The organism is Novosphingobium sp. UBA1939 (assembly GCF_002336885.1).
Classification (GTDB): domain Bacteria; phylum Pseudomonadota; class Alphaproteobacteria; order Sphingomonadales; family Sphingomonadaceae; genus Novosphingobium.
Genome location: NZ_DDFB01000047.1, coordinates 22,378 through 32,883, shown reverse-complemented (window position 1 = coordinate 32,883; position 10,506 = coordinate 22,378). Strand labels below are relative to the sequence as shown.

The 10,506-nt window shown below is 67.3% G+C and carries 7 protein-coding genes and 2 pseudogenes; 3 read left to right on the top strand and 6 right to left on the bottom strand.

From position 1 onward, the window contains the following. A pseudogene (alaS, locus tag B3547_RS07520) lies at nucleotides 1-1,885 on the top strand (alanine--tRNA ligase); the annotation flags it as partial. Nucleotides 1,886-1,907: 22 nt separating this feature from the next. On the opposite strand, the gene B3547_RS07515 reads toward alaS, so the two are convergent. The 4 genes from B3547_RS07515 to B3547_RS07500 are packed head-to-tail and all read right to left on the bottom strand — an operon-like array spanning nucleotide 1,908 to nucleotide 4,861. Then, a complete protein-coding gene (locus tag B3547_RS07515) occupies nucleotides 1,908-2,951 on the bottom strand; it encodes a sulfotransferase (protein WP_292961730.1) in 1,044 nt (347 codons plus the stop codon). Further along, nucleotides 2,932-3,324 carry a hypothetical protein gene (locus B3547_RS07510; RefSeq protein WP_124808675.1) on the bottom strand — a complete coding sequence of 131 codons (393 nt, stop codon included), beginning with the start codon at nucleotides 3,322-3,324 and terminating at the stop codon, nucleotides 2,932-2,934. Before B3547_RS07510 ends, B3547_RS07515 begins: the two co-directional genes overlap by 20 nt. Beyond that, nucleotides 3,321-3,584: a hypothetical protein gene (locus B3547_RS07505; RefSeq protein WP_292961729.1), complete on the bottom strand. Its 264-nt coding sequence runs from the start codon at nucleotides 3,582-3,584 to the stop codon at nucleotides 3,321-3,323. The genes B3547_RS07510 and B3547_RS07505 overlap by 4 nt, the downstream gene beginning before the upstream one ends. After that, the gene (locus tag B3547_RS07500) at nucleotides 3,581-4,861 is read right to left on the bottom strand and encodes an arylsulfotransferase family protein (RefSeq protein ID WP_292961727.1); all 1,281 of its coding nucleotides are present in this window, start codon (nucleotides 4,859-4,861) and stop codon (nucleotides 3,581-3,583) included. Before B3547_RS07500 ends, B3547_RS07505 begins: the two co-directional genes overlap by 4 nt. A gap of 396 nt (nucleotides 4,862-5,257) precedes the next feature. On the opposite strand from B3547_RS07500, the gene B3547_RS07495 reads away from it, so the two are divergent. Both B3547_RS07495 and B3547_RS07490 read left to right on the top strand, forming a co-directional pair. Further along, nucleotides 5,258-7,288, top strand: coding sequence for a S9 family peptidase (locus B3547_RS07495; RefSeq protein ID WP_292961725.1), 2,031 nt, complete (start codon nucleotides 5,258-5,260; stop codon nucleotides 7,286-7,288). Then, complete coding sequence (locus B3547_RS07490; RefSeq protein ID WP_292961723.1) at nucleotides 7,285-8,226, top strand: glutaminase; 942 nt, start codon at nucleotides 7,285-7,287, stop codon at nucleotides 8,224-8,226. The genes B3547_RS07495 and B3547_RS07490 overlap by 4 nt, the downstream gene beginning before the upstream one ends. A 6-nt stretch (nucleotides 8,227-8,232) precedes the next feature. On the opposite strand, the gene B3547_RS07485 is transcribed toward B3547_RS07490, so the two are convergent. Further along, nucleotides 8,233-10,017 (bottom strand): cation:proton antiporter, encoded by a 1,785-nt coding sequence (locus B3547_RS07485; RefSeq protein ID WP_292961721.1) that lies wholly within the window; start codon nucleotides 10,015-10,017, stop codon nucleotides 8,233-8,235. Between the two features lie 252 nt (nucleotides 10,018-10,269). Next, a pseudogene (locus B3547_RS07480) lies at nucleotides 10,270-10,506 on the bottom strand (NADP-dependent isocitrate dehydrogenase); the annotation flags it as partial.

Genomic DNA, 10,506 nt, shown 5'->3' with positions numbered 1-10,506 from the left:
ATACCGGCATGGGGCTGGAGCGCGTAGCGGCGGTGCTGCAGGGCGAGCATGACAACTACGATACCGACACGTTCCGCGCGCTGATCGCCGCGTCCGAAGGGCTGACCGGGGTGAAGGCGGAAGGCGACCAGCGCGCCAGCCATCGCGTGATCGCGGACCACCTGCGCTCGACCAGCTTCCTGCTGGNNCTGCGCCGGATCATGCGCCGCGCCATGCGCCATGCACACCTGCTGGGCGCGAAGGAGCCGCTGATGCACCGGCTCGTCGGCGCGCTGGTGACGGAGATGGGCCAGGCCTATCCCGAACTCGGTCGTGCGCAACCGCTGATCGAGGAAACCCTGCTGCGCGAGGAAGTGCAGTTCCGCCGCACGCTCTCGAACGGCCTCAAGCTGCTCGACGAGGCGACGACGGAGCTGGGCGAGGGCGACAAGCTGCCGGGCGAGACGGCGTTCCGCCTCTACGATACCTTCGGCTTCCCCTATGACCTGACCGAGGACGCCCTGCGTTCGCGCGGGATCGCCGTCGACAAGGACGGCTTCGACACGGCAATGGCGCAGCAGAAAGCGGCGGCGCGCGCGGCGTGGAAGGGGTCCGGCCAGACCGCCGACAGCGAAGTGTGGTTCGACATCGCCGAGCGCGAGGGAGCGACCGAATTCACCGGCTACACCGCGACAAGCGGCGAGGGGCAGGTGGTCGCGCTGGTNNNACCAACCAGACCCCGTTCTATGGCGAATCGGGCGGCCAGACCGGCGACAGCGGCACGATCACGGGAAGCGATGGCCTGCAGATCGCCATCAGCGATACGGCAAAGCCGCTGGGCCGGCTGCACGCGCACCACGGCAAGGTCGAAGCCGGCACGATCAAGGTGGGCGACGCCGTGGCGCTGGCGGTGGATACCGCGCGCCGCGATGCCACGCGCGCGAACCATTCCGCCACGCACCTGCTGCACGCGGCGCTGCGCCACCGCCTGGGCGCACACGTCACGCAGAAGGGCTCGCTGGTCGCGCCTGATCGCCTGCGCTTCGATTTCTCGCACCCGACGGCGCTCAGCGCCGAGGACATCGCGGTGATCGAGGCCGAAGTGAACGCCGAGATCCGCGGCAACGAGCCGGTGACCACACGCCTGATGACGCCCGACGACGCGATCGCGGCCGGGGCCATGGCGCTGTTCGGCGAAAAGTATGGCGACGAGGTGCGCGTGCTGAGCATGGGCAGCACCGGCGCGGAGCATCCCTATTCGGTCGAGCTGTGCGGCGGCACGCACGTCCGCGCGCTGGGCGATATCGGCGTGTTCCGCATCGTGTCCGAAAGCGCGGTCAGCTCCGGCGTGCGCCGGATCGAGGCGCTGACCGGTGAAGGCGCGCGCCAGTGGCTGGTGGGCCGCGAGGAAGCGCTGAAGCACGCCGCCAGCCTGCTGCGCACCACGCCAGAGGACGTCGAAGGCCGGGTTGCCGCGCTGCTCGACGAGCGGCGCAAGCTGGAACGCGAACTGGCCGAGGCGAAAAAGGCCCTCGCGCTGGGTGGCGGTGGCGGGACGAAGCCCGAAGCGGCCGACGAGGACGTGGGCGGGGTGAAGTTCGCCGGCCAGGTGCTCGAAGGGCTGGACCCCAAGGAACTGCGCGGGTTGCTCGATCAGGCGAAGCAGCGGCTTGGTTCGGGCGTGGCCGTGATCGTCGCGGTCAACGATGGCCGCGCCTCGATCGCGGCTGCGGTGACCGACGACCTGACCGGCAAGGTCAGCGCCGTCGATCTGGTGCGCGCGGGCGTAGAAGCGCTGGGCGGCAAGGGCGGCGGCGGGCGCCCCGACATGGCGCAGGGCGGCGGTCCGGATGGCGCGAAGGCTGCCGCAGCCATCGCCGCGGTCAAGGCCGTGATCGCCGGATAGCGACAAGCCGGGCGGTGGCTCCTTACAGGGCCGCCGCGCGTTTCCGCAGCGCGGCGTGTACCCGGTTGGCCTCAACCATCAGGTCAGCGGGCAATTTCACGTCCCGGTGTGGCAGCGCCGTCGGCGGACGCAGGGTTACGGGCGAGAGCGGGCGGGCCAGATCGAGCCGCCTGCCAAGCCGGTCCAGCAATTCGGGATCGCCGGTGGCCAGCAGGTCGTAGTCTACGAAAACCTGGGTTTCGCGCACGTCCTCGGGCTGGCCGAGCAGGTGGGTATGGACGCCGATCCACGTCGCCAGCCAGTACGCCAGCGTATCGGGATCACCGTGGGGGCCTGAGCCGGCGGGCAGCAGGAAAGGCAACTGGTGCGCGCCGAATTCGTGGTGGCCCAGCCACCGCATGAAGGCGCCGCGAAACGGATCGTCCGCTGCCAGCATGCAGGCTTGCCGATGCTGGCGGTGGAGCGAACGGGCCTGCGCCAGCGGATCGCGGAAGGGATGGATGATGCGCGCGCCGGGAACGTTCCGGGCCAGGCTGCCCACGCGCAGCACGTTGGCGTTGTTCTTGGAAAGATAGCGCCGCGCGCCATAGCGAAGGCAGACGAGCCGCCGGTAATCAGCGAAGGCGGCCAGCGTTTCGGCATCGGGTGGGTAGGGGATCAGGCCGTCCGGACGGCAATAGCGCTTGCCGTCATGGAGCTTCCAGAACACTTCCTCGATCGCTTCGGGGCTGTCGAGATCGTGCTCCAGTCCATCGCCGTGACCACGTTCGCGCGTTTCGACCTGGCGCTTCAGGCGGGCGGTTATCCGCGCCCAGCTGTTCGGCGCCAGCGGAAAGGGCAGATCGCGATAGCGGAGAGCGGCGAAATCGTCGGCCGCGTGGATCAGCCGCATCAGGATGGTCGTGCCGGCACGGGCGAGGCCGGTGACGAAGACCGGCGGGCCGAGTTCCCGCGCCGCCGCCGCCTTGCCATGGCGGGCGCGTTCCAGATCGAAGCTCAACTCCAGCACCGCGTCGCTGCCCAGGGCGATGCGGTGCAGCAGGCGGTCAAGCGGGCCGTAAGCCAAAGCGGCGGACGCGGGAGCGGAGGAAGGCAAGGGCGATACCTGCGGCAAGAATGGACAGGCGGGCGGTGGGATCGAACAGTGCGTCCTGCGTTGGAATGCCCGCGACCGGGCCGATCGCCAGCACGGCTGCGATGGGCAGGACGATCATCAGCAGGAGGCCGCCGGCCGCGAGCGATTTGCCCATCATCCGGATCGCGAGAATGCGCGTCGCGCGCTCCTTGCTCCAATCGGAAACGCCGCTGCGGGCGAGCGTGCGGACGGAGCGCTGGCCGATCGCGGCCAGATCGCCGAAATGGCGCAGCAGCATCCACCGGCGCGCCAGATGCACGGAGGCCAGAAGCGCGGCGAACAGGACCAGCGCGGCGGGAATCACAGGTCCGTTTCCGGTTGCGCATCGGCTTGCGTCGGCGCGGCCGGCTTGCGCCGGGCCGCGCGGACCAGCCGCTTGACCGGATACCAGACGAAGGAGACGATCCCGAGAAGAATGGCTCCCACCACGCCCAGTGCGGTGGAAATGGCGCCAAGGCCCAGGCCCGGGCCGACATAGGCCTGCGCCGGAACGGTCGTGGCCATCAGGGCGATGGCGGCAAGGGAAGCGATCGAAAGGCCATGGGCCATGCTCTGAAGGTTCATTCGCATTTGGCGTTCACCGCTGCTTGAATGCCGACCCTGTCGGCGATGGGATCGAGATACCGGCTCCAGCGCAGTTCATACCGGTGCTGGTCGGGATCGGCGGATACGTAGCGCCAGCGGACGGAGCCATCGGGCGCGATGCGGAACAGGCGGCCGCGTTCGGTTTCCTCGATCAGGAAATCGCCGCCGGGCAGGGGCATCGCCCTGCCCTGCGCGTGGGTGCGGATGTCCAGCTTGCGGAAGGCCTCACCCAGCGGATCGCTGACCGTGTCGGCCGCGAAGTCATAGACAAGGAGGCGGTTGTGCCCGTCGGTTTCTACCTTTTCGGGTGCCTGCCAGTTCCAGCGCCAGTTGTTGTCGAACACCGAGATGCGATGATCGTCGATCACGGCGACATCGTGCTGGAACCGCCAGGGCATTTCGCGATGCCACACGATGCGGCCTTCCGTCGGCCGGTAAAGGGCGATCATCGAAAGGTTGCGCAGGCTGAGCAGGAGATCGCCGGCATGCCAGTAGGGTCCATCGCCCGGCACCGGCTGCACATCGTTCAGGTGGATCGGATCGTCCTGGTAGGGGCGGCTGCGCCAGAGATAGCCAAGGCCGTTGCGATCGAGAATGTCGATGATCGCTTCGCGCCCCAGGACGGTTCCGTCGGCCCGGAGATGCACGATATTCTCGTCCCCGAACAGCGGACCAAGCCCGGGGCGGCGCGATCGGGGTTGCCGGTCGGCCGCCCACAGCGTGCCATCAGGCGCGCGTTCGACCGCGTGGTGGAAGATGCCGTCGATCATCCACTGCCGCTTCCCGCAGGCATCGATCCGCGTGAGCGGCGAGGTATCGTGCAGGATCAGCCCGCCATCATTGGTGAGCATGGGATGCATCGGAAAGTAGAGCCGCTGGGTCTTGTCGCGTTGCAGGTCGACGATGGCCGATCGGAACGTGGACCCTTGCAGCATGGCGCGCACGTCAGGCGCGTATTCGCGAAGCATCTTGCCATCGCTCAGCCGCATCAGGCGGATGACCCGCTGCTGGCGGGCATTGCTGAATTCCGTAAGCAGGACATAGCCCGGATCGACAAAGCTCTGGCCGGCCGCATAGTGCAGCCCGCCGGGTTCCGGCACGTAATCGAGCACCAGCTTCGGCCGGTTGGGGAACAGTCCGTGATAGACGCCGGCCAGCGTGTTGGGGATGCTGGCGATCTGGGCCGCAGCCTTGCCCAGCGCGCCATGGCGATCGGCCTGTGCCACGATCGCGCCGAACGCGATGGTGACGGCCACCCCGCAAAGGCTCAGGAGGCCGACTGCCCACAACGGTATCCGGGCGTTGCAAATGCGTTCCCACAGACGTGCTGGCGGGGACGCCGCTGCTGCCGTCGTGGGCTCCCTCATCCCTGGCTGAATCCTGAACGGATACGATTTTCCCCTGAGCCAGGACGGGCTGCCCCTATGGAGGAGATATAAAGATTCATGATCTAAAGTTATAGACAAGTTGTAACTGGGGTATGTCAGCCACGGGGCGCTTTGTCGCAAAATGTATCGGGCGTACGCGCGGGGGCGGGTTGAAAGCGGGCATCGGGGGGCTGATTGCGCAGCGGGCACCCTTTTTGCCGGAGCGATTGCCGGTTGGGGCCCGCCCGGTTACGCTCTGCTTCACGGATTGTTGGGGGGGAAGAGATGGGTATCGCGAAATGGCGTCAGGCTTCACGCGCGCTGCGGTGTGGCACGATTTTGGCGCTGGCTGCACTGCCGGCCTTCGCGGTGGCGGGGGAATCCGCTCCGGCACGTCACGCGGTGACTATCGACGACATTCTCGCGATGCGGTCGCTCTCGGAAATGGCCTGCGCGTCCGATGGCCGGCAGGCCGCCTACGTGGTGAGCGATGCGGATGTGAAGACGGACAAGCGCCGATCGGTGATTTGGCTTGCCGATCTGGCCGGGGCGCCCGCGCTGCAGCTGACAGACGGCGAAGAGAGCGCCAGCGCGCCCGCGTTCAGTCCGGATGGCAAGACCATCGCGTTCCTTTCGAAGCGCGGCAAGGACAAGCAGGCCCAGATATGGCTGCTCGACCGGCGGGGGGGCGAGGCGCAGAAGCTGACCGATGTTAAGGGCGATATCGCCGCCTTCCGCTGGTCGCCCGATTCGCGCCGCCTGCTGCTGACGCTGAGCGATCCCGCGCCTGAGCCACCCAAGGTCGATCCTGAGCGGCCGCTGCCGGTCGTGGTCGATGATGCGAAGTTCAAGGAAGACGGCCAGGGCTTCATCACCGCTGCGAGCCATACCCATCTGGCGCTGTTCGACGTGGCCACGCGCACCGAGATGCGACTGACGGCTTCGGATTCGTTCGACGTCATCGCGGCGGAATGGTCGCCCGATGGCAAGAGCGTGGCCTACCTCGCCAATCACGGCATCGATCCCGCCGCGCCCGCAACCCAGTGGCTCACCGTTGTGGAAGCGAAGGCGGGCGCGGCTCCGCGCGTGGTGACGAAGCTTGCCGGGGCGTTGGGGCAGGCGCTGATCTGGTCTGCCGATGGCGCGAAAATCGCGCATCTGGTGGGCGATGTGCCCAAGCTAAACCAGTATAGCCAGCCGCGCCTTGCCGAAACGGTGCTGGCGACCGGTCAAACCCGGACTGTGGCGACATCGGTGGGCACTTATGTGCAACGGCCCGTCGATCTGGGCGGCGGGCGCGTGGGCGCCATCCTGGCCGAGGACCGGCACGAGGTTCCCGCCGTCTTCGATCTGGCGACGGGCGGCGTGCAGCGCCTGGGCGATCTCCGGCTGGCGGTGTTCGACCAGTGCGGCGGCCAAGATGCCAGGGCGCCGCGCGCGGTGATTGCCAGCGGCGATGACGCGATGCCCGAAGTCTATGCGCTGGAAGGCAAGACGATGCGGGCGCTGACCGCGCACAATCGCGCGCTGAACGCGGGCATTGCCTGGTCACCGGTGCGCGATTTTGCCGCCACGGCGAGCGACGGCAGCGAGGTGCACGGGATTCTGACGCTCCCGGCCGGCTACGTGCCGGGGCAACGCTATCCTACCGTGCTGTGGATTCATGGCGGACCGACGGCGCAGGACGCGCACGAGATCGATACGATGCGGCAATGGATCGCCGCGCAGGGCTATGCCGTGCTCGCGGTCAACTATCGCGGCAGTTCGGGCCGGGGCGATGCCTATGGCTCCGCGATCGCCGCCGACTGGGGCAACAAGGAAGTGCTCGACCTTCATGCCGCCATCGATTGGGCGGTGGCGCAGGGCATTGCCGATCCCGCGCGCCTTGGCGTTGGCGGGTGGAGCTATGGCGGCATTCTCACCGACTATCTGATCGTGCGCGACAGCCGCTTCAAGGCCGGTGTCAGCGGGGCGGGGGTGGGCAACATCTTCGCCTTCTTCGGCGTGGACCAGTACATCGAGCAATATGTGCAGGAGCTTGGCCCACCGTGGCAGAACACGGCGCTGTGGACGCGCCTTTCCGAGCCGCTGCTCCATGCGGACCGGATCAAGACACCAACGCTGTTCCTGGGCGGCACGGCGGACGACAACGTGCCGCTGATCGGTGGGCAGCAGCTCTATCAGGCGCTCAAGCTGACGGGGGTTCCGACGCGGCTGGTGGCTTATCCTGGCGAACACCACGGACTTGTCCGGCCAAGCTTCCTGCGCGACCGGTTCGAGCGGATCGCCGATTGGTACAAGCGCTATCTGAAGTGAGCGATATCGCCGCCATCGTTGCCGAGATTGCCGCCGAAATGCGCGAGGCCACCGAGCGCGGGCAGGTGGCCGACTATATCCCGCCGCTCGCCTGCATTTCGCCGGATCGCTTCGGCATGGCGGTGGTGACGGCCCAAGGGGAGGTGTTCACGGCCGGGGACGCGGAAGAACCGTTTTCGATCCAGTCGATCTCGAAGGTGTTTTCCCTCACGCTGGCGCTGGGCGCGGTGGGCGATGCCCTGTGGCGCCGCGTGGGCCGGGAACCATCGGGCAGCGCTTTCAACTCGATCGTGCAGCTGGAAAGCGAGCACGGCATTCCGCGCAATCCGTTCATCAACGCGGGCGCGATCGTGGTGGCCGACGTGCTGCTTTCCGGCCACGAGCCGCGCGAGGCGATCGGCAGCATCCTGCACTTCGTGCGCGCGCTGGCAGGCGACGAGAGCGTGATCATCGACGAACGCGTGGCCAATGCCGAGCGGGAAACCGGCTTCCGCAACTTCGCGCTGGCCAACTACATGCGGGCGTTCGGCAATATTCGCCATCCCGTGGAGCGCACGCTGGGCGTCTATTTCCACCAGTGCGCGCTGGCGATGAGCTGTCGCCAGCTGGCCATGGCGGGGCGGTTCCTGATGCACGACGGGCGCAACCCCGCCACGGGCCTCAGCGTCGTTTCACCACGCCGCGCGCGCCGCATCAACGCGTTGATGATGCTGTGCGGGCACTACGACAATTCTGGCGAATTCGCGTTCCGCACCGGCCTTGCGGGCAAATCGGGCGTGGGCGGCGGGATACTCGCCGTGGCGCCGGGCATCGCGTCGATAGCGGTATGGTCGCCGGGGTTGAACGACAAGGGCAATTCGCAGCTGGGCGCGCTGGCGCTGGAACGGCTGACCCAGCGGACGGGCTGGTCGGTGTTCCAGCCGCGCCCGGTTGCCTGATCGGGTTCAGGCGGTTCGTTCGCGCAGGGTCGTGGACTTCAGCTTTGGAGCGATGGCGAGATCGCCATCTTCCATGATCTGCTGGCGCAGCTCGTCGCGCTTTTCGTGGATTGAGGCGATCACCGGCCCCATCGGCACGCCCAGATCAACCAGCACGGCTTCGGACAGTTGCAGCGAGCTTTCCAGCGTTTCCGGCACCGCATGGGAGGCGCCGGCGCGGTAGAGTTCGCCGGCATGGTCGGCATCGCGCGCGCGCACGATGATCGGCAGGTCTGGCCGCAGCTTGTGCAGCTTCTTGACGATGCGCGAGACCAGCACCGGCTCGTCCATGGTGACGATCAGCGCGCGGGCGTGATCGAGATCGAGCCGGTCGATCACCGTTTCGCTGGCGACGTTGCCGAACAGCACGGGCAGGCCGGCGAGGCGCGCTTCGCGGACGAGCCGGGGGTCGGAATCGATGGCGATGTAAGGCGCATCGTGCATTGCCAGCATCTCGCCCACCAGCCTGCCGACGCGGCCGAAGCCGAGGATCACGGCACGGTCGCCAGCCGGCTCCTCGCGCGGCAGGTCGGCCGAGGCCGGCTCGCGCGCTTCCAGCCGCTTAGCGAAACCTTCACCCACCTTGGCCAGCGCCGGCGTGATGGTGAGGCCGATCGCGGTGACGATCTGCCAGAACTGCGCGGTCGCGGGCAGGATCAGCTGCGCCTGGGTGGCCGTCGCCAGTACGATCAGGGTGGTTTCCGAAGGGCTGGCCATGAGAATGCCCGTCTCGAGCGCGGTGCCCCGGCCCTTGCCCATCACGCGCAGCAGCAGCCCGGTGACGAGCGCCTTGATCACCACCACGCCCACCACGCCCGCCGCCAGCGGGCCAAGGTTCGCCCACACCACCCGCAGGTCTATGCCCATGCCGATGGTGATAAGGAACACGCCCAGCGCCAGGCCCTTGAACGGCTTGGTGATCGCCTCGACCTCGTTGTGGTATTCGGTCTCCGCGATCAGCAGGCCGGCGAGCAGCGCGCCCATGATTGGCGAAAGGCCGACCGCACCCGTGGCCAGCGCCGCGACGATGACGACAAGCAGGCTGGCCGCGAGGAACAGTTCAGGGCTTTTGGTCTGCGCGGCCTGCGCGAACAGGCTTGGCAGCAGGAAGCGCCCGGCCAGCAGCAGAGCCATGATGACGAGACCGCCGCGCCACAGCGTATCCAGCAGCACCGCCCCGCCATCCGCCGCCGCCGTGGGTGCGATCGCGCCGAGCAGGAAGATGATGGGAACGAGCGCGATATCCTCGAACAGCAGCATCGACAGCGCCGCGCGCCCAACCGGACCCTGCGTGCCCGAGATGGGCAGGACCAGCGCGGTGGAGGACAGCGCCAGCGCGAGGCCCAGCCCGAGCGCGGCGTAAAGGCTTTCTCCCATGATGCTCATCAGGGCGAGGCCGATCAGGAGCGCGCCGCCCGCAAGCTCCATCGCGCCCAGCCCGAACACCAGCCGCCGCATCGACCACAGGCGGTTGAACGACAGTTCCAAGCCGATCTCGAAGAGCAGCAGGATGATGCCGAACTCCGCGAACGGCGCGATCGCCTCCGGATCGGAAATCGTGATGTGATAGAGCCACGGAGTCTGCCCGACCAGCGAGCCCAGGCCATAGGGGCCGACCGCGAGGCCGACCAGAATGAACCCGATGATCGGGGTGATGCGGAAACGGGCGAAAGCCGGGATCACGATTCCTGCGGCGCCGAGAATGACCAGGGCATCGGAAAGCGCAGCGGAAGGAGCAAGGGAACCGGCCATGGGGCACCGTAACCTTCGTTAACCGGCCTTGCCAACCCCGGCGGTAGAGAAAACGCCCTCAGCAACAAAATGAAAGGCGATCCTATCGCTTGCAAGCGCTGCGCGAGGGATGCCCCTTATTCTCCCCTCCCGCTGGCGGGAGGGGTAGGGGGTGGGCAGCGCCCCATCGCCCGCAAAGGATGCACGCGCCAAACGAAAGAGGCCCCGGCATTGCCGGGGCCTCTGTTCGTATCCGTCAGGAACGCGTCTGGCTCAGTTCCAGGCGGTCATTTCCTTTTCGAGGTTGGCAACGATCGCCTCGAAGAACTTTTCGGTGGTCATCCACGGCTGGTCGGGACCGATCAGGATCGCGAGGTCCTTGGTCATCTTGCCGCTTTCGACGGTTTCGATGCAGACACGTTCCAGCGTTTCGGCGAACTTCACCACATCGGGCGTATCGTCGAACTTGCCGCGATAGATCAGGCCGCGCGTCCAGGCGAAGATCGACGC

Bases quoted from the DNA above. Each gene is read 5' to 3' on its own strand.
- B3547_RS07495 (WP_292961725.1), top strand. From the start codon at position 5,258: ATGGGTATCGCGAAATGGCGTCAGGCTTCACGCGCGCTGCGGTGTGGC.
- B3547_RS07505 (WP_292961729.1), bottom strand. From the start codon at position 3,584: ATGAACCTTCAGAGCATGGCCCATGGCCTTTCGATCGCTTCCCTTGCC.
- B3547_RS07485 (WP_292961721.1), bottom strand. From the start codon at position 10,017: ATGGCCGGTTCCCTTGCTCCTTCCGCTGCGCTTTCCGATGCCCTGGTC.